Source organism: Streptomyces sp. DSM 40750, from assembly GCF_024612035.1.
In the GTDB taxonomy this organism is placed as follows: Bacteria; Actinomycetota; Actinomycetes; order Streptomycetales; family Streptomycetaceae; genus Streptomyces.
This window is the reverse complement of record NZ_CP102513.1, coordinates 7,000,749-7,020,219: the sequence shown is the minus strand read 5'-3', so window position 1 is coordinate 7,020,219 and position 19,471 is coordinate 7,000,749. Positions and strand designations below refer to the sequence as shown.

Below are 19,471 nucleotides of genomic sequence, written 5' to 3'. Positions count from 1 at the left end.
AGAATCAGCCGAGCGCGGACTTCACAGCGTCGGCAAGCCGCCCCGCCACCGACCGCGCCTGCTCGATATCCGCCGCCTCGACCATCACCCGAACAAGCGGCTCGGTCCCGGACGGCCGCAACAACACCCGCCCCGTAGACCCGAGTTGCCCCTCCGCCTCAGCCACCGCCGCCGCCAGCTCCGCGGACGTCCCCACCCGCGACCGATCCACATCCGGCACATTGATGAGCACCTGCGGCAGCCGCTCCATCACACCCGCGAGGTCCTTGAGCGTACGACCGGTCTGCGCGATCCGAGCCGCCAGCAGCAACCCGGTCAGTGTCCCGTCCCCGGTCGTCGCGTGGTCGGAGATGATCACATGCCCGGACTGCTCGCCCCCGAGCGCGTACCCGTGCTCCTTCATCTCCTCCAGCACATACCGGTCCCCGACCGCGGTCTGCACCAGCCGCAGCCCCTCCCGCTCCAGCGCCAGCTTGAACCCGAGGTTGGACATCACGGTGGCGACCACGGTGTCCGACCGGAGCACCCCCCGCTCCCGCATGTCCAGCGCGAGTACGGCCAGGATCTGGTCCCCGTCGACCTCGTTGCCCTCGTGGTCCACGGCGAGGCACCGGTCCGCGTCCCCGTCATGCGCGATGCCGAGGTGCGCCCCGTGCTCGACGACGGCGGCGCGCAACTTCCCGAGGTGAGTGGACCCGCACCCGTCGTTGATGTTGAGCCCGTCCGGCTCGGCCCCGATGGTGACGATCTCGGCACCGGCGCGCGTGAACGCCTCCGGCGAGACCCCGGCGGCCGCGCCGTGCGCCTCGTCGAGGACGACCTTCAGCCCGTCGAGCCGGTTGGGCAGGACGGACAGCAGATGCTCGGCGTACCGCTCGAAGCCCTCGTCGTACGACCGGACGCGCCCGACACCCGCACCCGTCGGCCGCTCCCAGGGAGCCCCCGTCCGGTGCTCCTCGTACACGCCTTCGATCCTGCCCTCCAGCTCATCGGCGAGCTTGTGGCCGCCGCGGGCGAAGAACTTGATCCCGTTGTCGGGCATGGCGTTGTGGCTGGCGGAGAGCATCACGCCGAGGTCGGCGCCCAGCTCGCCGGTGAGAAACGCCACCGCGGGGGTGGGCAGCACACCGACGCGCAGCACGTCGACGCCCGCGCTGGCGAGGCCGGCCACGACGGCCGCCTCCAGGAACTCCCCGGACGCTCGCGGATCCCGCCCGACCACCGCCACCGGCTTGTGGCCCTCGAACGTTCCCGCCTCGGCGAGTACATGTGCCGCCGCGACGGAGAGTCCGAGCGCGAGCTCGGCCGTCAGATCCGCGTTGGCGACACCGCGCACGCCGTCCGTGCCGAAGAGTCGTCCCACTGTGGTGTCCTCCGAATTGCTGAGAATGTGCGGCTCGTACCAGGTGGTCCCATACCGGGCGGTCCTCTACCAGGTGTCCCCCAGTGTCCCGGCATTCCCCGGACCCAGTACATCCCGTGAGACTGTCCTCCCCCTTTCGGGGTTGTACCGACAGTCCGTGTGTAAGCCTGCGATAAACAATCGACCCTGCTACGCAAACCGCCCCGGCGGCACGGGTACGTGCCACCGGGGCGATGCGCGCGATGCGGCGCAAGCGGGATTTAGCGCTTGCTGTACTGCGGAGCCTTACGGGCCTTCTTCAGACCGGCCTTCTTGCGCTCGACCGCACGGTCGTCGCGCTTGAGGAAGCCGGCCTTCTTGAGCGCGCCGCGGTTGTTGTCGACGTCGGCCTCGTTCAGCGCACGGGCGACACCGAGACGGAGCGCACCGGCCTGACCGGAGACACCGCCACCCGCGATGCGGGCGATGACGTCGTAGCGGCCCTCGAGCTCGAGCACCTTGAAGGGCTCGTTGACTTCCTGCTGGTGCACCTTGTTCGGGAAGTAGTCCTCAAGGGTGCGACCGTTGATCTTCCACTTGCCGGAGCCCGGGACGATCCGAACGCGGGCGATGGCGTTCTTGCGACGGCCCAGGCCGGCGGCCGGCTGCGGGTCACCGAAGCGGGAGGCCATGGACTCGGTGGTGTACTCGCCCTCGACGGGGACGTCCGACTCCGTGGTGTAGCTGTCGATGTCGACAAGCTCGGTCTCTTCGACCGGCTGCTCAACGGTGGTCTCGGCCACGATTCTCCTCAGATTCTCTTCAGGCTTGGGGGTGTGGCCGGACTTACTGCGCGACCTGGGTGATCTCGAACGGCACCGGCTGCTGGGCAGCGTGCGGGTGCTGGTCGCCCGAGTAGACCTTCAGCTTGGAGAGCATCTGACGGCCGAGGGTGTTCTTGGGGAGCATGCCCTTGACGGCCTTCTCGACGGCCTTCTCGGGGTTCTTCTCCAGCAGCTCGTCGTAACGGACCGAGCGCAGACCACCCGGGTAGCCGGAGTGGCGGTAGGCCATCTTCTGGGTCCGCTTGTTGCCGGACAGGTGGACCTTGTCCGCGTTGATGATGATGACGAAGTCACCAGCATCGACGTGGGGGGCGTAGATCGGCTTGTGCTTGCCGCGCAGAAGGGTGGCAGCGGTGGTCGCCAGACGACCCAGGACGATGTCCTGGGCGTCGATGACGTGCCACTGGCGAGTGATGTCGCCGGGCTTGGGGCTGTACGTACGCACGGTTCGTAGCCTTCGCTTCTTCAGTGAGGTTCCTGACAGGTCACCGAAGACGATCACGACAGCCTTTGCCGCACTGCGGTGACGCATACCGCGTGCTGGCTCGCTGGTCATCGGCCCGGTGGACCGGTGTAAGGGCCCCTCACGTGAGAATGAGGCAAGCCAATACACATAACGAACACGCAGTTTAGCCGGGCGCCCCCGGACGGGTCAAAACGGCCCGTGCCGGGGACCCCGACACCCGTTGATCCACTTCGCCCACGGGTTCGCTACGAGGCCTCACGCGCCGCGAGGCGCATGATCCTCAAGGTCTGGGACACCAAGGCGGGCAAGACCGGTGTCCTCGTCAGATGGAAGGGCAAGGCGTAACCCGTAACTGGCGTAACCCATAACTGAAGAAGGCCTCCCCTCGCCCGTCTAAACTGCGGCCCATGAGCTTTGGGCAGGGGGGGTCTCAGTGGAGCCCCGGGGGTTCCCACAATCCGTGGGACAATCAGTGGAATTCCACCAGTAACCAGACCCCGGACTGGGCGTCACTCGCCGAGCAGTCCGAAATACGCAACAGACGCCGCAGACTCCTGATGATCGTCGGCGGCGCCCTCGCCACGGTCGGTATAGGCGTCGCCGTGGCCGTCGCCGTCGTCAACGCCGACAGCGGCGACACCACGGCGAACGGCCCGAACGACCTCCCGGCCACGACGGACATCCCGAGCGCCAGCGCCAAGACGGACCCGTCGTTCGCACCGACCTCGGCCCCGCCCCCGCTGAACCCGAAGGACTTCATCTCCAGCTCGGGCAAGGACAAGGCGCCGATCAGCCCGGACATCCTCTTCCCGGGCTCCCAGCTGACGAAGTTCGGCAACGTCTACCTCAAGGGCCCCACAGCCTCGACGACAGACTGCGCCTCAGCCGTCCAGGGCACCCTCGACAAGCTGCTGACCAGCAACGACTGCACCCGCTTCATGCGCGTGACCTACCACCGGGACAAGTTCGCGGTCACGATCGGCGTCGCCCTGTTCGACACCGAGGCCAAGGCGGTCAAGGTCAAGACCGACTGGGACAAGAAGAGCACCATCGTCTCGCTCTCCGGCGACGACGTCCCCACCTTCTGCCGTACGACGGTCTGCCGCACGACCGCCAACTCCTACGGCCGCTACGCCTACTTCACCCTCACCGGCTTCACCAACGGCAAGGACATGACGGAGAAGGACAAGGCCGCCTTCGCCGCCGGCGACGACCTCAGTAAGTCCACCTTCGAGCAGATCCACCGCCGGGGCCAGGCCCAGGCGGCCGCCGCGGCCAACGAGCAGTAGCCCGCATCCGGCCGCCCGGGGTCAGCAGCAGCCGCCCCCGGGCATCCCCGGCAGGGTCCGCCGGTTCCGCGCCTCCTTGTTCCGCGCGGCCAGCAGCTCGTCGGCCGGGTAGCCGACCTCCTCCAGGGTCAGCCCGTGCGGCCGTACGACATGCACGGCTGAGTCCCGCACCCCGGCGGCCAGCACCTTCCCCGGCCAGTCGGCCTCCCGGTGCCCGTCCCCCACGAACAGCAGCGCGCCGATCAGCGACCGCACCATGTTGTGGCAGAACGCGTCGGCCCGCACGGTCGCGGTGACGATCCCGTCGTCCCCCCGCACCAGGCTCAGCTCCTGCAGCGTACGAATGGTGGTCGCCCCCTCCCGCCGCTTGCAGTAGGCCGCGAAGTCGTGCTCCCCCAGCAGCCGCCGCGCGGCCTCATTCATGGCATCCACATCGAGCGGCCAGTCGTGCCACAGCACGTGGTTGCGCAGCAACGGGTCGACACCGCCGGGATTGTCGGTGACGCGGTACGCATACCGCCGCCAGACGGCCGAGAACCGGGCGTTGAAGCCACTCGGCGCCTCCCTCAGCGCCCACACCCGCACATCCCTCGACAACCGCCCGGCGAGCCGCTTGAGCAGCTTCTCGTGGTGCTCACGCCAGACCGCCTCGGGCAGATCGACATGGGCCACCTGCCCCCGGGCATGCACCCCCGCGTCGGTCCGCCCGGCCACGGTCAGCTCGTACGTCTCCCTCGACCGCGTGACCGTCCGCAGCGCGTCCTCGATCTCCCCCTGCACGGTCCGCCGCCCCCCGGCCTGCTTGGCCCACCCGGAGAACTCACTCCCGTCGTAAGACAGGTCCAGTCGCACCCGCACGAACCCGGGCCGTACTTCGTCACTCACTCCTGGATCCTCTCAGGTACAGAAAAGCGGGCCCGCTCCTCCAGGGAACGGGCCCACTCAAGCGCGCCCCTTCAGGGGCGCGGGGAACTGCGCGAACAACCACGACGACGCCGCGGCCGCCGACGAACCGTCCCCGGCAGAACGCTTACGCGTCCTTGGACTCCTCGGCAGCTTCCTCGGCCGGAGCCTCGTCAGCCTTGGTGGTGTCGACCTTCGGCTCAGCGACCTCGGCGTCCTTGGCGGCACGCTTGGTGGCGGCCTCGGCCTCACCCGTGGCCTCCTGCGCGACCGTCAGCGCCTCGACCAGCTCGATGACAGCCATGGGCGCGTTGTCGCCACGGCGGTTACCGATCTTGGTGATACGGGTGTAGCCACCCGGACGGTTCTCGTACCGCGGGCCGATCTCGGTGAAGAGCGTGTGCACGATGCTCTTGTCCGTGATGACCTGGAGCACCTGACGGCGGTTGTGAAGGTCGCCCTTCTTCGCCTTGGTGACCAGACGCTCGGCGTACGGCCGCAGCCGACGGGCCTTCGCCTCGGTGGTGGTGATGCGACCGTGCTCGAAAAGGCTCTTCGCGAGGTTCGCGAGCAGCAGCTTCTCGTGCGCGGCACTGCCGCCCAGACGGGCACCCTTGGTGGGCTTCGGCATGACGTTTCTCCTAGGTGTCTGCCCCGGCCGTATCAGGTACCGGGGTCAGTATCCGAGCAGACGGTCGTCTGTCGGAGATCCGGGGCGACCCCTCAGGGGGCGCCCCGGAAGTTCCCGGCCCCGTAAGGGGCGCGGGTAACTGCGCGACCAGCCACGACGGTCCCGCAGCCGGGAACCGGCAGTCGGTCCCGAGCTCTCAGTACTGCTCGGTCTCCACGAAACCGGCGTCCGCGTCGTCGTCGGCACCGAAGGCATCGGCGGCGGCGGTCGGGTCGAATCCGGGCGGGGAGTCCTTGAGCGCCAGGCCCATACCCGCCAGCTTCGCCTTGACCTCGTCGATCGACTTCGCACCGAAGTTGCGGATGTCGAGCAGGTCGGCCTCGGAACGAGCCACGAGCTCACCCACGGAGTGGATGCCCTCACGCTTGAGGCAGTTGTACGACCGGACGGTGAGCTCCAGCTCCTCGATCGGCAGCGCCAGGTCGGCGGCGAGCGCGGCGTCCGTGGGGGACGGGCCCATGTCGATGCCCTCGGCGTCGATGTTCAGCTCACGGGCGAGACCGAACAGCTCGACCAGGGTCTTACCGGCGGAGGCCATGGCGTCACGGGGACGCATCGCCTGCTTGGTCTCGACGTCGACGATCAGCTTGTCGAAGTCGGTGCGCTGCTCGACACGGGTCGCCTCGACCTTGTACGTGACCTTCAGAACCGGCGAGTAGATGGAGTCGACCGGGATACGGCCGATCTCCTGGCCCACCTGCTTGTTCTGCACGGCGGAGACGTAACCGCGGCCACGCTCGACCGTGAGCTCCATCTCCAGCTTGCCCTTGCCGTTGAGCGTGGCGAGGACGAGGTCGGGGTTGTGCACCTCGACACCGGCCGGGGGCGCGATGTCGGCGGCGGTGACCAGACCCGGACCCTGCTTGCGCAGGTACATCACGACCGGCTCGTCGTGCTCCGAGGAGACGACCAGCTGCTTGATGTTGAGGATCAGGTCGGTGACGTCCTCCTTGACGCCCGGCACGGTGGTGAACTCGTGCAGGACACCGTCGACACGGATGGACGTGACCGCCGCACCCGGGATCGAGGAGAGGAGCGTACGACGCAGGGAGTTGCCGAGGGTGTAACCGAAGCCCGGCTCCAGCGGCTCGATCACGAACCGGGAGCGGAACTCGTCGACAACCTCTTCGGTCAACGAGGGACGCTGAGCGATCAGCATGTTGCGTTCCTTCTGTCAGGGGCGCCCGCTATTTGACGCCCTGATGTGCAACAAGGGTACGGGCGATACGACCGCAAAGAGCCGTACCGCCCGAAAACCTCATACCGCGAAGCGGCGACGCGTCAGACGCGGCGGCGCTTCGGCGGACGGCAGCCGTTGTGCGGGGTGGGCGTGACGTCCTGGATGGAGCCGACCTCGAGACCGGTCGCCTGCAGCGAACGGATGGCCGTCTCACGACCCGAACCCGGGCCCTTGACGAACACGTCGACCTTGCGCATGCCGTGCTCCTGCGCGCGACGGGCGGCCGACTCGGCGGCCATCTGCGCGGCGAACGGCGTGGACTTCCGGGAGCCCTTGAAGCCGACGTGGCCGGCGGAGGCCCAGGAGATCACGTTGCCCGAGGGGTCCGTGATGGAGACGATCGTGTTGTTGAACGTGCTCTTGATGTGCGCGTGGCCGTGAGCGACGTTCTTCTTTTCCTTGCGGCGCACCTTCTTGGCAGCGCCCTGACGACCCTTGGGGGGCATCTATAACTCCTACGGGAGGTGGTCGGTCCTACAGCGAAGACCGCTGGTGAGCGTCCGCTGAGGACTACTTCTTGCCCGGCTTCTTCTTACCGGCGATGGCGCGACGCGGGCCCTTGCGGGTACGGGCGTTCGTGCTGGTGCGCTGACCGCGGACGGGCAGACCACGACGGTGACGGAGACCCTGGTAGCAGCCGATCTCCACCTTGCGGCGGATGTCGGCCTGGACCTCGCGACGGAGGTCACCCTCGGTCTTGATGTTGCTGTCCACGTACTCGCGGATCGCGACGAGCTGCTCCTCGGAGAGGTCGCGGACGCGGGTGTCGGGGTTGACGCCGGTCGCTGCCAGCGTCTCCTGGGAGAGGGTCCGGCCGATGCCGAACACGTAGGTGAGGGCGACCTCCACGCGCTTGTCGCGCGGGATGTCAACACCGGAAACGCGTGCCATTCAATGGCTCCTGGTGATTGTCGGAGGTCTTCCACAGAACCGGCTCCCGGCCGCCGGCCTCTTCACGCTGTCAAAAGACACAGCCAAAGATTAGGTACGACCCGGGTCCCCGGCCTCCGAGCCGGGGGTGTCAGGCACCGTCAGGCGCCTGGGTTCTGCGTATGAACATATTCAGCTTGCGTCGCGCGAATCTCTGCGAATCGAGCAGAGGGATCGGTCGTGCGTCAGCCCTGGCGCTGCTTGTGGCGCGGGTTCTCGCAGATGACCATGACCCGACCGTGACGGCGGATCACCCTGCACTTGTCGCAGATCTTCTTGACGCTCGGCTTGACCTTCATGGGGTGAGGTTCTCCGGGTCAGTGCCACCACCCGCATCCCGGAGACCGGGCACGGAGAGCGGAGGCAAGATCTACTTGTAGCGGTAGACGATCCGGCCACGCGTCAGGTCGTACGGAGACAGCTCCACCACGACCCGGTCGTCAGGGAGGATGCGGATGTAGTGCATACGCATCTTGCCGCTGATGTGTGCCAGGACCTGGTGGCCGTTCTGGAGCTCGACCTTGAACATGGCGTTCGGCAGAGACTCGACGACAGTGCCCTCGATCTCGATGGCACCTTGCTTCTTGGCCACGCTTCGCCCTTCGAATCGACTACCTTGATCGACTCCGAGTGACCGAATGAAGACATACGGAAACACGAGAGCCGACGAGTCAGTCTACGTCAGGCCCCCGAGAAACACGAATTCGGGTAAGACTGCCCCACGCAGAAGATCATTACTCCGGTCCACGGCAACGCGCCTGGACGGGCCGAAGGCCCCATAGGGACGCGGGGAACTTCGCGACCAGCCCCCAGGCACTCGCAGTCGGCAACGAAGACTCAGCCCACCGGATCAGGAGCCGCAGTAATCCCGTACTCGGCCAGCTTCGCCTTGCCCCCGTCAGGGGCGGTCAGCACCAACGGACCGGACTCCGTCAGCGCCACCGAGTGCTCCCAGTGCGAGGACCACGTACCGTCCGTCGTCACCACGGTCCAGTCGTCCGACAGGACCTGCGTCTTCGGCGTGCCCAAAGACACCATCGGCTCGATCGCCAGACAGAACCCGGGGACCAGCTTCGGCCCCTTCCCCCGCCGCCGCTCGACGTAGTTCAGCAGATGCGGGTCCATGTGCATCTCGGTCCCGATCCCGTGCCCGCCGTAGTCCTCGACGATCCCGTACTTACCGCCGCCCGGCTTCGGCTGCCGGCGGATGTACGTCTCGATGGCCCGGGAGACGTCCACGAGCCGGTTCCCCTGCTTCATCGCGGCGATCCCGGCCCACATGGACTCCTCGGTCACCCGGGACAGCTCAAGGAGCTCCGGAGCGTGCCCGGACCCCACGAACGCGGTGTAGGCCGCGTCACCGTGCCAGCCGTCCACGATCGCGCCGCAGTCGATGGAGATGATGTCGCCGTCCTTCAGCACGACCTCGTCACTCGGGATGCCGTGGACCACGACCTCGTTCACCGACGTGCAGATGGTCGCCGGGAAACCGCCGTACCCGAGGAAGTTCGACTTGGCCCCGTGCTCCGCGAGCACCTTGCGGGCCACCTCGTCGAGGTCCTTCGTGGAGGCGCCCGGCACGGCGGCCTCCCGAGTGGCCGCGTGGATGGCGGCGACGACCAGCCCCGCCTCACGCATCTTGGCGATCTGCTCGGGGCTCTTGATCTGCACCATCAGGCTCTCGCCTCTCCGCTTCCGACAAGCACGACTGGGTCAAGTGTGCCGCAACCATCAATTGAGCAACCACCACGGTGAATCACCACGTCCGCGAGAGCGGCGGCGGTTCAGCCGCAAAAAGCAGCCGCGGCGCCCGTCTCGGGCACCGCGGCCGACGTACTGATCGACGACCTACTTGTCGTCGTCCTCGCGCTTGAGCGCCTCCATGGCGCGCTGGGTGACTTCCTCCACCGGACCGAGGGCCGAGATCGTCACCACGAGGCCCTGGGCCTTGTAGTAGTCGATGATCGGCTCGGTCTGGGTGTGGTAGACCTCCAGACGCTTGCGGACGGTCTCCTCGGAGTCGTCGTCACGCTGGTACAGCTCGCCGCCGCAGGCGTCGCAGACGCCTTCCTGCTTCGGCTTCTTGTACGTGACGTGGAAGACGTGGGCGGAGTCGTTGCGGCAGATGCGCCGGCCGGCGATCCGCTTGACGACCTCTTCCTCGGGGACCTCCAGGTCCAGCACCGCGTCCAGGTTCATGGACTCGTCCTGGAGCGTCACGTCCAGCGCCTCGGCCTGCGAGACGTTGCGCGGGAAGCCGTCGAGCAGGAAGCCCTGCTCGGCGTCCGACTGCTCCATGCGGTCCTTGGCCATCGCGATGGTGACCTCGTCCGGCACCAGCTCGCCCTTGTCCATGTAGGACTTCGCGAGTTTGCCGAGTTCCGTCTGCTTGCTGATGTTGGCCCGGAACAGGTCGCCCGTGGAGATGTGCGGGATCGACAGGTTCTTGGCGAGGAACGCGGCCTGCGTTCCCTTACCGGCGCCCGGCGGCCCGACGAGGACGATTCGCATCAGCGGAGGAACCCTTCGTAATTGCGCTGCTGGAGCTGGCTCTCGATCTGCTTCACCGTCTCCAGACCCACACCCACGATGATCAGGATGCTGGTACCGCCGAAGGGGAAGTTCTGGTTTGCCCCGAGGGGGGCCAATGCCATCGTCGGCACGAGAGCGATCAGACCCAGATACAGCGAACCCGGCCAGGTGATCCGGTTGAGTACGTAACTCAGGTACTCGGCGGTCGGTCGGCCAGCCCGGATTCCCGGGATGAAGCCACCATACTTCTTCATGTTGTCCGCGACTTCCTCGGGGTTGAACGAGATGGCCACGTAGAAGAAGGCGAAGAAGATGATCAGGAAGAAGTAGACCGTGATGTGCGCCGGCGCCGCCGTGTCGGCCAGGTTGCTTGTGATCCAACTCGCCCAACCCGCCGTGGAGTTGGAGAACTGCACGACGAGCGCCGGGATGTAGAGCAGCGACGAGGCGAAGATCACAGGGATGATGCCCGCCTGGTTGACCTTCAGCGGAATGTAGGTCGACGTGCCGCCGTAGGACCGGCGGCCGATCATGCGCTTCGCGTACTGGACCGGAATACGGCGCTGGGCCTGCTCGACGAAGACCACGAGCGCGACCATGACCAGGCCGACGGCGATCACGATGGCGAACTCGATCCAGCCGCCCGCCAGGTCGCCCTGCTCCTTGATGGCCCACAGCGCGGACGGGAAGGTGGCGGCGATCGAGATGAACATCAGGATCGACATGCCATTGCCGATGCCGCGGTCGGTGATCAGTTCACCGAGCCACATGACGACGGCCGTACCGGCGGTCATGGTGATGACCATGACCATGGTGGTGTAGATCGAGCGGTCGGGAACGATCTGGCCGGCCATCTGGCAGCCGCTGAACAGCGAGCCGCTGCGGGCGGTGGCGACGAGGCCGGTGCCCTGCAGGATCGCCAGGGCGACCGTCAGGTAACGCGTGTACTGCGTGATCTTCGCCGTGCCGGCCTGCCCCTCCTTCTTCAGGGCTTCCAGACGCGGGATCACCACGGTCAGCAGCTGCAGAATGATGCTCGCCGTGATGTACGGCATGATGCCGAGCGCGAAGATCGTGATCTGCAACAGCGCGCCACCACTGAACATGTTCACGAGACCGAAGAGACCCTGGTTCGTCTGGGCCTGGTCGATACAGAACTGGACGGCGGTGTAGTCGACACCGGGGATCGGCACATGCGTGCCGACCCGGTAGATCACGATGATGCCGAGCGTGAAGAGCAGCTTCTTGCGCAGGTCGGGCGTCTTGAACGCCCGGGCGAACGCGGTGAGCACGGTGCCTCCTGCGACCCCCGCGCTACTGCGTCAAGGGTGACGGTTTTGAGATCTGATGAGGACGACTTACGTAACGTTTAACTGCCGCGTCGAGTGCCCGGTTAGGGGCCCCCTGTGAAAACGGACAGTGCAGGCCACCATACCGGCGGGACTGCCTCCCTTGGAACGACCAACCGGGGATACCCCATTTGTGGGGTATCCCCGGTCGGGATCGCTCAAGTCATCGAGACACCTGGTGTGTTCAGACGAGCTCGGTGACGGTACCGCCGGCGGCGGTGATCTTCTCCTTGGCGGAGCCGGAGACGGCGTCGACCGTCACCTGCAGCGCCACGGAGATCTCGCCCTGGCCGAGGACCTTGACGAGGCTGTTCTTACGGACGGCACCCTTGGCGACCAGGTCGGCAACGGTGACCTCCCCACCCTCGGGGTAGAGGGCGGCGAGCTTGTCCAGGTTCACGACCTGGAACTCCGTCTTGAAGGGGTTCTTGAAGCCCTTCAGCTTCGGGAGACGCATGTGGAGGGGCATCTGGCCACCCTCGAAGCGCTCCGGAACCTGGTAGCGGGCCTTCGTACCCTTGGTACCACGACCGGCCGTCTTACCCTTCGACGCCTCACCACGACCGACACGGGTCTTCGCGGTCTTGGCACCCGGGGCGGGACGGAGGTTGTGGATCTTGAGCGGGTTGTTCTCCGCCATGATCAGTCGACCTCCTCGACCGTCACGAGGTGGCGGACGGTGTGCACCATGCCGCGGAACTCGGGGCGGTCCTCCTTGACGACCTGCGTGTTGATGCCCTTGAGACCAAGGGAACGCAGGGTGTCACGGTGGTTCTGCTTGCTGCCGATGTACGACTTCGTCTGCGTGATCTTGAGCTGAGCCATTACGCAGCACCAGCCCCGGCACGCGCACGCAGCAGAGCCGCGGGAGCGACGTCCTCGAGGGGCAGACCACGGCGAGCCGCGATCTCCTCGGGACGCTGCAGGCCCTTGAGGGCCGCCACGGTCGCGTGCACGATGTTGATCGCGTTGGACGAGCCGAGCGACTTCGACAGGATGTCGTGCACGCCGGCGCACTCGAGCACGGCACGCACCGGGCCACCGGCGATAACGCCGGTACCGGGGGAAGCAGGCTTGAGCAGGACGACGCCCGCGGCCTTCTCGCCCGTGATCGGGTGCGGGATGGTGCCCTGGATACGGGGGACCTTGAAGAAGTGCTTCTTGGCCTCCTCAACACCCTTGGCGATGGCGGCCGGCACCTCCTTGGCCTTGCCGTAACCGACACCCACGGTGCCGTCACCATCGCCCACTACGACGAGCGCAGTGAAGCTGAAGCGACGACCACCCTTCACAACCTTGGCGACGCGGTTGATCGCGACAACGCGCTCAACGTACGCGGTCTTCTCGGCGGCAGCTGCGCCGCCGTCACGGCCCTTCCGGTCCCGCCGCTCGCCGCCACCGGCACCGCCACCGCGGCGCTGGGGTCCAGCCATTGGATTTACCTCTCTCTTTCCGCTAGCTACGCAGCGAGCTCAGAACTTGAGCCCGGCCTCGCGGGCGGCGTCGGCCAGGGCCGCGATGCGACCCGCGTACCGGTTACCACCACGGTCGAACACAACGGTCTCGACACCGGCGGCCTTGGCACGCTCGGCGACCAGGGCGCCGACCTTGCCGGCCTGCGCCGACTTGTCTTCCGACGCACCACGGATGGACGAGTCCAGGGTGGACGCCGACGCAAGGGTGTGACCCTTGAGGTCGTCGATCACCTGGGCCACGATGTGGCGGTTCGAGCGGGTCACGACCAGGCGGGGACGCTCAGCCGTACCGTTGACCTTCTTACGGATCCGGATGTGGCGCCGCTTGATGGCAGCACGCTTGTAAGCGTCGCCCTTAGCGATCTTCGTACCGTATGCCATGGCTTACTTACCCGCCTTTCCGACCTTGCGGCGGATGACTTCGCCCTCGTACTTGACGCCCTTGGCCTTGTACGGGTCGGGCTTGCGCAGCTTGCGGATGTTGGCCGCAACCTCGCCGACCTTCTGCTTGTCGATGCCCTCGACCGAGAACCGCGTCGGGTTCTCGACCTTGAAGGTGATGCCCTCGGGCGCCTCGACGGTGATCGGGTGGCTGTAGCCGAGCGCGAACTCGAGGTTCGAACCCTTGGCCTGCACGCGGTAACCGACACCGCTGATCTCGAGCTTCTTCACGTAACCCTGGGTCACGCCGGTGATCATGTTCGCCACCAGCGTGCGGGACAGGCCGTGCAGGGCCTTGCTCTGACGCTCGTCGTTGGGGCGGGTGACGTTCAGGACGCCGTCCTCACCCTTGGCGATCTCGATCGGCGAAACGACGGTGTGAGTCAGCGAGCCCTTGGGGCCCTTGACCGAGACCGTCTGGCCGTCGATGGTGACGTCCACGCCGGCGGGAACCGTGATAGGGAGCTTGCCAATGCGCGACATAGCTGTTTCCTCCGTTCCCTTCCGCTACCAGACGTAGGCGAGAACTTCTCCGCCTACGCCCTTCTTGCCGGCCTGCTTGTCGGTGAGGAGCCCGTGGGACGTGGAGATGATCGCCACGCCGAGGCCGCCCAGCACCTTGGGCAGGGAGGTGGACTTCGCGTAAACCCGGAGACCGGGCTTGGAGATCCGCTTGATGCCCGCGATGGAGCGCTCACGGTTGGGGCCGAACTTCAGCTCCAGGACGAGGTTCTTGCCGACCTCGGCGTCCTCGACCTTCCAGCCCGTGATGAAGCCCTCCTGCTGGAGGATCTCCGCGATGTGAGACTTGATCTTCGATGCCGGCATCGTCACGGAGTCGTGGTATGCCGAGTTCGCGTTCCGCAGACGCGTAAGCATGTCTGCGATCGGATCAGTCATGGTCATGAATTGGCCTTCGGCCTCTCTCGCCGGGGTTTCCTGTATGCGCCATCCCTCTCCCCACTCGGTGGCGGGACGGGTGCGGTGCGGGGACCTACGGCGTAGTAAGTCGTACGGGCGGCAACAGGCGCCCAACCCTCCAAGCCTAAGCCATGGAAGGGAGGGCGCCTGACACGCCCAGTGCTTACCGAGAGCTTCGGGAGTCCCTTAAAGCAGGGACTACCAGGAGCTCTTGGTCACGCCCGGCAGCTCGCCACGGTGAGCCATCTCACGGAGGCACACGCGGCACAGGCCGAACTTGCGGTACACGGAGTGCGGACGGCCACACCGCTGGCAGCGGGTGTACGCGCGCACGGCGAACTTGGGCTTACGAGCAGCCTTGGCAATCAGAGCCTTCTTCGCCATCTCGCTCACGCCTCCTTGAAGGGGAAGCCGAGGTGACGGAGGAGCGCACGGCCCTCAGCGTCGTTGGTCGCCGTGGTCACCACGGTGATGTCCATACCCCGGGTGCGGTCGATCTTGTCCTGGTCGATCTCGTGGAACATGACCTGCTCGGTGAGACCGAAGGTGTAGTTGCCACGGCCGTCGAACTGCTTGGGGGACAGACCACGGAAGTCGCGGATGCGCGGGAGCGCGAGCGACAGGGTGCGGTCCAGGAACTCCCACATGCGGTCGCCACGAAGCGTGACGTGGGCACCGATCGGCTGGCCCTCACGCAGCTTGAACTGCGCGATGGACTTACGGGCCTTGGTGACGGCCGGCTTCTGACCGGTGATCGTGGTGAGGTCGCGGATGGCGCCCTCGATCAGCTTGGAGTCGCGGGCGGCGTCGCCCACACCCATGTTGACCACGATCTTGACGAGGCCCGGGGTCTGCATGACGTTCTCGTAGGAGAACTCTTCCTGCAGCTTGCCCGCGATCTCCTCGCGGTACTTCGTCTTGAGACGCGGAGTCGTGGTGGTAGCCATCAGATGTCCTCACCCGTCCGCTTGGCAACGCGAACCTTGTTGCCCTCGTCGTCGAAGCGGTAACCGACACGCGTGACGACCTTCTTGCCGTCCTTCTCAACGACCAGCTGGACGTTGGAGACGTGGATCGGCGCCTCGGTCGTGACGATGCCGCCGGCCTGCGAACCGCTAGCGGTCGGACCGGCCTTGGTGTGCTTCTTGACCCGGTTGACACCCTCGACCAGGACGCGGTCCTCGCGGGGGAAGGCCGCGATGACCTTGCCCTGCTTGCCCTTGTCCTTACCGGTGATGACCTGGACCAGGTCGCCCTTCTTGATCTTCATGCTTACAGCACCTCCGGCGCGAGCGAGATGATCTTCATGAACTTCTTCTCGCGCAGCTCACGGCCGACAGGGCCGAAGATACGGGTGCCGCGAGGGTCGCCGTCGTTCTTCAGAATGACGGCGGCGTTCTCGTCGAAGCGGATGTACGAGCCGTCCGGACGGCGGCGCTCCTTGACGGTGCGAACGATGACCGCCTTGACGACGTCACCCTTCTTCACGTTGCCACCGGGGATCGCGTCCTTGACGGTGGCGACGATGACGTCACCGATGCCCGCGTAGCGGCGACCGGAGCCACCGAGCACACGGATGCAAAGGATTTCCTTCGCACCAGTGTTGTCGGCGACGCGCAGTCGCGACTCCTGCTGGATCACGTCTATCTCCTGATTGTCTGCCGGTTCCCCGGGGGCCGTTCAGAACGGCCCCCGGAGCCTGGCGGAACTGTCCTGCGGGTTTGCCCGCAGGAAATTACTTGGCCTTCTCGAGGATCTCTACGACGCGCCAGTGCTTCGTGGCGGACAGCGGCCGGGTCTCCATGAGGAGGACACGGTCGCCGACGCCGGCGGCGTTCTGCTCGTCGTGCGCCTTGAGCTTGCTCGTGCTACGGATGACCTTGCCGTACAGGGCGTGCTTCTTGCGGTCCTCGACGGCGACGACGACGGTCTTGTCCATCTTGTCGGCGACGACGATGCCCTCACGAGTCTTGCGGAAGCCGCGCGTCTCGGTGTTCGTCTCAGTCACGTTGTTCTCGCTCATCAGGCGCTCTCCACCGTTTCGATGCCCAGCTCACGCTCGCGCATCAGGGTGTAGATCCGCGCGATGTCCTTGCGGACCGCCTTGAGACGGCCATGGTTCTCAAGCTGTCCGGTCGCCGCCTGGAAGCGGAGATTGAACAGCTCTTCCTTGGCTTCGCGAAGCTTCGCCAGAAGCTCCTCGTCACCCAGTTCGCGCAGCTCGGACGCCTTGGTACCGGCCGACATCACGCTTCACCTGCCTCGCGCTTGACGATCCGGCACTTCATCGGCAGCTTGTGGGCGGCGCGAGTCAGGGCCTCACGGGCGATCTTCTCGTTGGGGTAGGACAGCTCGAACATGACCCGGCCCGGGTGCACGTTCGCGATCCACCACTCCGGCGAACCCTTACCGGAACCCATGCGGGTCTCGGCGGGCTTCTTCGTGAGCGGGCGGTCCGGGTAGATGTTGATCCAGACCTTGCCGCCACGCTTGATGTGGCGGGTCATCGCGATACGGGCCGCCTCGATCTGGCGGTTGGTCACGTACGCCGGCGTGAGGGCCTGAATGCCGTACTCGCCGAACGCGACCGTCGTACCGCCCTTGGCCTGACCACGGCGCTTCGGGTGGTGCTGCTTGCGGTGCTTGACCCTACGGGGGATCAGCATGTCGGTCAGGCCTCCGTTCCGGTGCTCTCAGCCGGAGCGGCGGCAGCGGGAGCCTCGGCCTTGGGGGCCTCGGCGCCGGCAGCCTGCTGCGGCTTGCGACCGCGCCGCTCGCCACCACGGCCACCACGGGCCGGGCGGTCGGCACCGCCACCGCGGGCCGGGCGGTTACCCGCACGGGCGGCAGCGTTCTCGGCGCGGACCTCGGCGATGTTCTTGACGTCGCCCTTGTAGATCCAGACCTTCACACCGATGCGGCCGAAGGTCGTCTTGGCCTCGAAGAAGCCGTAGTCCACGTTCGCGCGGAGCGTGTGCAGGGGCACACGGCCCTCGCGGTAGAACTCCGAGCGGGACATCTCGGCGCCACCGAGGCGGCCACCGCACTGGATCTTGATGCCCTTGGCGCCGGCCTTCATCGTGCCCTGCATGCTCTTACGCATGGCGCGACGGAAGGAGACGCGGGAGGAGAGCTGCTCGGCGACGGCCTGGGCAACCAGCTGAGCGTCGGTCTCGGGGCTCTTGACCTCGAGGATGTTCAGCTGGACCTGCTTGCCCGTGAGCTTCTCGAGGTCACCGCGGATGCGGTCGGCCTCGGCGCCACGGCGGCCGATGACGATGCCGGGACGCGCGGTGTGGATGTCCACCCGCACGCGGTCACGGGTGCGCTCGATCTCAACCTTCGAGATGCCGGCACGCTCCATGCCGGACGTCATCATCCGACGGATGGCGACGTCTTCCTTGACGTAGTCCTTGTACAGCTTGTCGGCGTACCAACGGGACTTGAAGTCCGTGGTGATACCGAGCCGGAACCCATGCGGGTTTACCTTCTGGCCCATTACCGGGTTCCTTCCTTGCTGCTGACGACCACGGTGATGTGGCTGGTCCGCTTGCGGATCCGGTAGGCACGGCCCTGGGCACGCGGACGGAACCGCTTCAGGGTCGGGCCCTCGTCCACGTACGCCTCGCTGATGACCAGCGAAGAGGCGTCCGTGTGGTCGTAGTTGTGTGCGGCGTTGGCGATGGCGCTGTCCAGCACCTTGCCAACCGGCACGCTCGCGGCCTGCGGGGCGAAACGCAGGACCGCCTGAGCCTCCGTGGCGTCCATGCCACGGATGAGGTCCACCACGCGGCGGGCCTTCATGGGCGTGACGCGGATGTACCGCGCCTGGGCCCTGGCTTCCATGGTTGTCCTTCCAGTGTCTGTCATGGTCATTCCACCCCGCGCTTAGCGGCGCTTCGACTTCCGGTCGTCCTTGACGTGACCCCGGAAGGTGCGCGTCGGCGAGAACTCGCCGAGCTTGTGGCCGACCATCGACTCGGTGACAAACACCGGAATGTGGGTCTTGCCGTTGTGCACCGCGATCGTGTGACCCAGCATGGCCGGGATGATCATCGAGCGACGGGACCAGGTCTTGATGACGTTCTTGGAACCGGCTTCGTTCTGGGCGTCCACCTTCTTGATCAGGTGGTCGTCGACGAAGGGCCCCTTCTTGAGACTGCGCGGCATCTAAACCCGCTCCTAGCGCTTCTTGTTCGTCTTGCGGCGGCGGACGATGTACTTGCTCGAAGCCTTCTTCGGCGAGCGAGTACGACCCTCCTTCTGACCCCAGGGGCTGACCGGGTGGCGACCACCGGAGGTCTTGCCCTCACCACCACCGTGCGGGTGGTCAACCGGGTTCATCGCCACACCGCGAACGGTCGGGCGGACGCCCAGCCAGCGCTTACGGCCGGCCTTGCCCCAGTTGATGTTGCTCTGCTCGGCGTTGCCGACCTCGCCGACGGTGGCGCGGCAGCGCGCGTCGACCAGGCGGATCTCACCGGACGGCATGCGGAGGTGGGCCATCGAGCCCTCCTTCGCGAGCAGCTGCACGGAGGTACCGGCGGAGCGGGCGAACTTGGCGCCGCCACCGGGACGGAGCTCGATCGCGTGGATCGTGGTACCGACCGGGATGTTGCGGAGCGCCAGGTTGTTGCCCGGCTTGATGTCGGCCCCGGGACCGTTCTCCACACGGTCGCCCTGCTGCAGGTTGCGCGGGGCGAGGATGTAGCGCTTCTCGCCGTCGGCGTAGTGCAGCAGCGCGATGCGCGCGGTGCGGTTGGGGTCGTACTCGATGTGCGCGACCTTCGCCGGCACGCCGTCCTTGTCGTGACGACGGAAGTCGATCACTCGGTAGGCGCGCTTGTGTCCGCCACCCTGGTGGCGAACGGTCACACGACCGGCGTTGTTACGGCCGCCCTTGCTGTGCAGCGGGCGGACCAGCGACTTCTCCGGCGTGGACCGCGTGATCTCGACGAAGTCGGCGACGCTGGAGCCACGACGGCCCGGCGTAGTCGGCTTGTACTTGCGGATTCCCATTTCTCAGTCCTCGTCCGATATCGGACGA

Annotated in this window: 31 protein-coding genes; 1 reads left to right on the top strand and 30 read right to left on the bottom strand. The window is 66.4% G+C overall.

Features of this window, described 5'->3' with window-relative positions; all coding sequences use genetic code 11:
• Nucleotides 1-4 precede the first annotated feature (4 nt).
• The 3 genes from glmM to rplM all read right to left on the bottom strand — a co-directional run bounded on the left by glmM (nt 5) and on the right by rplM (nt 2,632).
• The gene (gene glmM / locus JIX55_RS31400) at nt 5-1,363 is read right to left on the bottom strand and encodes a phosphoglucosamine mutase (protein WP_257566583.1); all 1,359 of its coding nucleotides are present in this window, start codon (nt 1,361-1,363) and stop codon (nt 5-7) included.
• A 260-nt stretch (nt 1,364-1,623) separates the two neighbouring features.
• Nucleotides 1,624-2,145, bottom strand: coding sequence for a 30S ribosomal protein S9 (gene rpsI / locus JIX55_RS31395; protein ID WP_257566582.1), 522 nt, complete (start codon nt 2,143-2,145; stop codon nt 1,624-1,626).
• Between the two features lie 43 nt (nt 2,146-2,188).
• Nucleotides 2,189-2,632 carry a 50S ribosomal protein L13 gene (rplM, locus tag JIX55_RS31390; RefSeq protein ID WP_257566581.1) on the bottom strand — a complete coding sequence of 148 codons (444 nt, stop codon included), beginning with the start codon at nt 2,630-2,632 and terminating at the stop codon, nt 2,189-2,191.
• A gap of 428 nt (nt 2,633-3,060) precedes the next feature.
• Here rplM and JIX55_RS31385 point away from each other — a divergent pair, with 428 nt between their 5' ends.
• A complete protein-coding gene (locus JIX55_RS31385; RefSeq protein ID WP_257566580.1) occupies nt 3,061-3,942 on the top strand; it encodes a hypothetical protein in 882 nt (293 codons plus the stop codon).
• A 21-nt stretch (nt 3,943-3,963) separates the two neighbouring features.
• On the opposite strand, the gene truA is transcribed toward JIX55_RS31385, so the two are convergent.
• From truA to rplB, 27 genes are all read right to left on the bottom strand, one after another.
• A complete protein-coding gene (gene truA / locus JIX55_RS31380) occupies nt 3,964-4,827 on the bottom strand; it encodes a tRNA pseudouridine(38-40) synthase TruA (protein ID WP_257566579.1) in 864 nt (287 codons plus the stop codon).
• Between the two features lie 145 nt (nt 4,828-4,972).
• Nucleotides 4,973-5,476 (bottom strand): 50S ribosomal protein L17, encoded by a 504-nt coding sequence (rplQ, locus tag JIX55_RS31375; protein WP_257566578.1) that lies wholly within the window; start codon nt 5,474-5,476, stop codon nt 4,973-4,975.
• 196 nt (nt 5,477-5,672) lie between these two features.
• Nucleotides 5,673-6,695, bottom strand: a complete 1,023-nt coding sequence (locus JIX55_RS31370) for a DNA-directed RNA polymerase subunit alpha (RefSeq protein WP_053661878.1) — start codon at nt 6,693-6,695, stop codon at nt 5,673-5,675.
• A gap of 122 nt (nt 6,696-6,817) precedes the next feature.
• A complete protein-coding gene (gene rpsK, locus JIX55_RS31365; RefSeq protein ID WP_003956432.1) occupies nt 6,818-7,222 on the bottom strand; it encodes a 30S ribosomal protein S11 in 405 nt (134 codons plus the stop codon).
• 64 nt (nt 7,223-7,286) lie between these two features.
• Nucleotides 7,287-7,667, bottom strand: a complete 381-nt coding sequence (gene rpsM, locus JIX55_RS31360; RefSeq protein ID WP_060890912.1) for a 30S ribosomal protein S13 — start codon at nt 7,665-7,667, stop codon at nt 7,287-7,289.
• Nucleotides 7,668-7,891: 224 nt separating this feature from the next.
• Nucleotides 7,892-8,005, bottom strand: a complete 114-nt coding sequence (gene rpmJ, locus JIX55_RS31355) for a 50S ribosomal protein L36 (protein WP_003998809.1) — start codon at nt 8,003-8,005, stop codon at nt 7,892-7,894.
• Nucleotides 8,006-8,076: 71 nt separating this feature from the next.
• Nucleotides 8,077-8,298, bottom strand: a complete 222-nt coding sequence (gene infA / locus JIX55_RS31350) for a translation initiation factor IF-1 (RefSeq protein ID WP_003948620.1) — start codon at nt 8,296-8,298, stop codon at nt 8,077-8,079.
• Between the two features lie 245 nt (nt 8,299-8,543).
• On the bottom strand, nt 8,544-9,380 hold the full coding sequence (gene map, locus JIX55_RS31345) for a type I methionyl aminopeptidase (protein ID WP_257566576.1): 837 nt from the start codon (nt 9,378-9,380) through the stop codon (nt 8,544-8,546).
• 174 nt (nt 9,381-9,554) lie between these two features.
• A complete protein-coding gene (locus JIX55_RS31340) occupies nt 9,555-10,217 on the bottom strand; it encodes an adenylate kinase (RefSeq protein WP_257566575.1) in 663 nt (220 codons plus the stop codon).
• Nucleotides 10,217-11,530: a preprotein translocase subunit SecY gene (gene secY / locus JIX55_RS31335; RefSeq protein ID WP_257566574.1), complete on the bottom strand. Its 1,314-nt coding sequence runs from the start codon at nt 11,528-11,530 to the stop codon at nt 10,217-10,219. Before secY ends, JIX55_RS31340 begins: the two co-directional genes overlap by 1 nt.
• 241 nt (nt 11,531-11,771) lie before the next feature.
• Entirely contained in the window at nt 11,772-12,227 is a 456-nt protein-coding gene (rplO, locus tag JIX55_RS31330) for a 50S ribosomal protein L15 (RefSeq protein ID WP_059079051.1), read from the bottom strand.
• Between the two features lie 2 nt (nt 12,228-12,229).
• Nucleotides 12,230-12,412, bottom strand: coding sequence for a 50S ribosomal protein L30 (rpmD, locus tag JIX55_RS31325; RefSeq protein ID WP_005481207.1), 183 nt, complete (start codon nt 12,410-12,412; stop codon nt 12,230-12,232).
• Nucleotides 12,412-13,020 carry a 30S ribosomal protein S5 gene (rpsE, locus tag JIX55_RS31320; RefSeq protein ID WP_007384078.1) on the bottom strand — a complete coding sequence of 203 codons (609 nt, stop codon included), beginning with the start codon at nt 13,018-13,020 and terminating at the stop codon, nt 12,412-12,414. The genes rpmD and rpsE overlap by 1 nt, the downstream gene beginning before the upstream one ends.
• 39 nt (nt 13,021-13,059) lie before the next feature.
• The gene (gene rplR / locus JIX55_RS31315) at nt 13,060-13,443 is read right to left on the bottom strand and encodes a 50S ribosomal protein L18 (protein WP_257566573.1); all 384 of its coding nucleotides are present in this window, start codon (nt 13,441-13,443) and stop codon (nt 13,060-13,062) included.
• A 3-nt stretch (nt 13,444-13,446) separates the two neighbouring features.
• Nucleotides 13,447-13,986: a 50S ribosomal protein L6 gene (rplF, locus tag JIX55_RS31310; protein WP_013001410.1), complete on the bottom strand. Its 540-nt coding sequence runs from the start codon at nt 13,984-13,986 to the stop codon at nt 13,447-13,449.
• A gap of 24 nt (nt 13,987-14,010) precedes the next feature.
• Nucleotides 14,011-14,409, bottom strand: a complete 399-nt coding sequence (rpsH, locus tag JIX55_RS31305; protein ID WP_013001411.1) for a 30S ribosomal protein S8 — start codon at nt 14,407-14,409, stop codon at nt 14,011-14,013.
• Between the two features lie 213 nt (nt 14,410-14,622).
• Entirely contained in the window at nt 14,623-14,808 is a 186-nt protein-coding gene (locus JIX55_RS31300) for a type Z 30S ribosomal protein S14 (RefSeq protein ID WP_004571834.1), read from the bottom strand.
• A gap of 5 nt (nt 14,809-14,813) precedes the next feature.
• On the bottom strand, nt 14,814-15,371 hold the full coding sequence (rplE, locus tag JIX55_RS31295) for a 50S ribosomal protein L5 (RefSeq protein WP_005481216.1): 558 nt from the start codon (nt 15,369-15,371) through the stop codon (nt 14,814-14,816).
• Nucleotides 15,371-15,694, bottom strand: a complete 324-nt coding sequence (gene rplX / locus JIX55_RS31290) for a 50S ribosomal protein L24 (RefSeq protein ID WP_045559456.1) — start codon at nt 15,692-15,694, stop codon at nt 15,371-15,373. The genes rplE and rplX overlap by 1 nt, the downstream gene beginning before the upstream one ends.
• A 2-nt stretch (nt 15,695-15,696) precedes the next feature.
• Complete coding sequence (gene rplN / locus JIX55_RS31285; protein ID WP_003998823.1) at nt 15,697-16,065, bottom strand: 50S ribosomal protein L14; 369 nt, start codon at nt 16,063-16,065, stop codon at nt 15,697-15,699.
• A gap of 94 nt (nt 16,066-16,159) precedes the next feature.
• On the bottom strand, nt 16,160-16,447 hold the full coding sequence (gene rpsQ, locus JIX55_RS31280) for a 30S ribosomal protein S17 (RefSeq protein WP_257541674.1): 288 nt from the start codon (nt 16,445-16,447) through the stop codon (nt 16,160-16,162).
• Nucleotides 16,447-16,671 carry a 50S ribosomal protein L29 gene (gene rpmC / locus JIX55_RS31275; RefSeq protein ID WP_003998824.1) on the bottom strand — a complete coding sequence of 75 codons (225 nt, stop codon included), beginning with the start codon at nt 16,669-16,671 and terminating at the stop codon, nt 16,447-16,449. The genes rpsQ and rpmC overlap by 1 nt, the downstream gene beginning before the upstream one ends.
• Nucleotides 16,671-17,090 (bottom strand): 50S ribosomal protein L16, encoded by a 420-nt coding sequence (gene rplP / locus JIX55_RS31270; RefSeq protein WP_004927269.1) that lies wholly within the window; start codon nt 17,088-17,090, stop codon nt 16,671-16,673. The genes rpmC and rplP overlap by 1 nt, the downstream gene beginning before the upstream one ends.
• 5 nt (nt 17,091-17,095) lie before the next feature.
• A complete protein-coding gene (gene rpsC, locus JIX55_RS31265) occupies nt 17,096-17,923 on the bottom strand; it encodes a 30S ribosomal protein S3 (RefSeq protein ID WP_257566572.1) in 828 nt (275 codons plus the stop codon).
• Entirely contained in the window at nt 17,923-18,270 is a 348-nt protein-coding gene (gene rplV, locus JIX55_RS31260) for a 50S ribosomal protein L22 (RefSeq protein WP_004571827.1), read from the bottom strand. Before rplV ends, rpsC begins: the two co-directional genes overlap by 1 nt.
• A gap of 42 nt (nt 18,271-18,312) precedes the next feature.
• On the bottom strand, nt 18,313-18,594 hold the full coding sequence (gene rpsS / locus JIX55_RS31255; RefSeq protein ID WP_010986346.1) for a 30S ribosomal protein S19: 282 nt from the start codon (nt 18,592-18,594) through the stop codon (nt 18,313-18,315).
• A 12-nt stretch (nt 18,595-18,606) separates the two neighbouring features.
• Nucleotides 18,607-19,443: a 50S ribosomal protein L2 gene (gene rplB, locus JIX55_RS31250; RefSeq protein WP_037694116.1), complete on the bottom strand. Its 837-nt coding sequence runs from the start codon at nt 19,441-19,443 to the stop codon at nt 18,607-18,609.
• Nucleotides 19,444-19,471 lie beyond the last annotated feature (28 nt).

Excerpts from the sequence above, each read along its gene's own strand:
- rplF (WP_013001410.1), bottom strand. The coding sequence starts at position 13,986 with ATGTCGCGCATTGGCAAGCTCCCTATCACGGTTCCCGCCGGCGTGGAC.
- JIX55_RS31340 (WP_257566575.1), bottom strand. The coding sequence starts at position 10,217 with ATGCGAATCGTCCTCGTCGGGCCGCCGGGCGCCGGTAAGGGAACGCAG.
- rplV (WP_004571827.1), bottom strand. The coding sequence starts at position 18,270 with ATGGAAGCCAGGGCCCAGGCGCGGTACATCCGCGTCACGCCCATGAAG.
- rplP (WP_004927269.1), bottom strand. The coding sequence starts at position 17,090 with ATGCTGATCCCCCGTAGGGTCAAGCACCGCAAGCAGCACCACCCGAAG.
- rplX (WP_045559456.1), bottom strand. The coding sequence starts at position 15,694 with ATGAAGATCAAGAAGGGCGACCTGGTCCAGGTCATCACCGGTAAGGAC.
- JIX55_RS31370 (WP_053661878.1), bottom strand. The coding sequence starts at position 6,695 with ATGCTGATCGCTCAGCGTCCCTCGTTGACCGAAGAGGTTGTCGACGAG.
- rpsQ (WP_257541674.1), bottom strand. The coding sequence starts at position 16,447 with ATGAGCGAGAACAACGTGACTGAGACGAACACCGAGACGCGCGGCTTC.
- rplO (WP_059079051.1), bottom strand. The coding sequence starts at position 12,227 with ATGGCGGAGAACAACCCGCTCAAGATCCACAACCTCCGTCCCGCCCCG.
- rpmC (WP_003998824.1), bottom strand. The coding sequence starts at position 16,671 with ATGTCGGCCGGTACCAAGGCGTCCGAGCTGCGCGAACTGGGTGACGAG.
- rplE (WP_005481216.1), bottom strand. The coding sequence starts at position 15,371 with ATGGCTACCACCACGACTCCGCGTCTCAAGACGAAGTACCGCGAGGAG.
- rplB (WP_037694116.1), bottom strand. The coding sequence starts at position 19,443 with ATGGGAATCCGCAAGTACAAGCCGACTACGCCGGGCCGTCGTGGCTCC.
- JIX55_RS31385 (WP_257566580.1), top strand. The coding sequence starts at position 3,061 with ATGAGCTTTGGGCAGGGGGGGTCTCAGTGGAGCCCCGGGGGTTCCCAC.
- rplQ (WP_257566578.1), bottom strand. The coding sequence starts at position 5,476 with ATGCCGAAGCCCACCAAGGGTGCCCGTCTGGGCGGCAGTGCCGCGCAC.
- rpsM (WP_060890912.1), bottom strand. The coding sequence starts at position 7,667 with ATGGCACGCGTTTCCGGTGTTGACATCCCGCGCGACAAGCGCGTGGAG.
- rpmD (WP_005481207.1), bottom strand. The coding sequence starts at position 12,412 with ATGGCTCAGCTCAAGATCACGCAGACGAAGTCGTACATCGGCAGCAAG.
- rplR (WP_257566573.1), bottom strand. The coding sequence starts at position 13,443 with ATGGCATACGGTACGAAGATCGCTAAGGGCGACGCTTACAAGCGTGCT.
- rpsH (WP_013001411.1), bottom strand. The coding sequence starts at position 14,409 with ATGACCATGACTGATCCGATCGCAGACATGCTTACGCGTCTGCGGAAC.
- rpsK (WP_003956432.1), bottom strand. The coding sequence starts at position 7,222 with ATGCCCCCCAAGGGTCGTCAGGGCGCTGCCAAGAAGGTGCGCCGCAAG.
- rpsS (WP_010986346.1), bottom strand. The coding sequence starts at position 18,594 with ATGCCGCGCAGTCTCAAGAAGGGGCCCTTCGTCGACGACCACCTGATC.
- rpsC (WP_257566572.1), bottom strand. The coding sequence starts at position 17,923 with ATGGGCCAGAAGGTAAACCCGCATGGGTTCCGGCTCGGTATCACCACG.
- map (WP_257566576.1), bottom strand. The coding sequence starts at position 9,380 with ATGGTGCAGATCAAGAGCCCCGAGCAGATCGCCAAGATGCGTGAGGCG.
- rpsE (WP_007384078.1), bottom strand. The coding sequence starts at position 13,020 with ATGGCTGGACCCCAGCGCCGCGGTGGCGGTGCCGGTGGCGGCGAGCGG.
- rpmJ (WP_003998809.1), bottom strand. The coding sequence starts at position 8,005 with ATGAAGGTCAAGCCGAGCGTCAAGAAGATCTGCGACAAGTGCAGGGTG.
- JIX55_RS31300 (WP_004571834.1), bottom strand. The coding sequence starts at position 14,808 with ATGGCGAAGAAGGCTCTGATTGCCAAGGCTGCTCGTAAGCCCAAGTTC.